Origin of the sequence: Paenibacillus sp. EKM10P (assembly GCF_011800655.1) — a bacterium.
Classification (GTDB): Bacteria; Bacillota; Bacilli; order Paenibacillales; family Paenibacillaceae; genus Paenibacillus; species Paenibacillus polymyxa.
In genome coordinates this window covers 1-492 of the sequence record NZ_JAALET010000075.1, presented here as the reverse complement: position 1 = coordinate 492, position 492 = coordinate 1, and the positions used below count along the sequence as shown (strand labels likewise).

1 protein-coding gene is annotated in these 492 nt (G+C 55.1%); it reads right to left on the bottom strand.

Going from position 1 to position 492, the window contains the following annotated elements; genetic code table 11:
- The coding region (locus HFE01_RS26465; protein ID WP_167438851.1) for an AMP-binding protein at window positions 1-492 on the bottom strand (492 nt) is incomplete at both ends.

Here is a 492-nt window from a genome sequence, read left to right as displayed (position 1 = left end):
AGCAGACGTACCGGGAACTGGTTCAGACGGTAATCCCGGCGATAGGCCGCAGCCGTGTTCACCAAGCTGCGATGCTCGATCATGACACCTTTTGGACGTCCTGTTGTCCCCGACGTATAGATCACATACGCCAAGTCTTGCGGCTCGTTAATACGTTCAACATCCGTGGTATCCCCGGTGTACAGCGACTCATCGTCCAACGCCAATACAGTATGCAAACGCAGCTCTGTTGATGGTTCGGATGCTGCTTCGCTGTCAGACTTCGAATCTAATTTCAAGCTCATGCTATCATTCAGGCGGTCTCTTTCCATCGTTTCAGCACCAGCCGCTGTTTCCAGTTCAACCTCAGTCTGCCCTCCGACCAAGGCCAGCCGGCTTTCCGCGAGCCATGCTTGTGCACGCTCCTGCAAACCGATTTGCGTGAGCAGCACCGTCGCACCGCTGTCCTCCAGCATAAAGCGGATCCGTTCGGATGGATAGTCTGCATCCAGC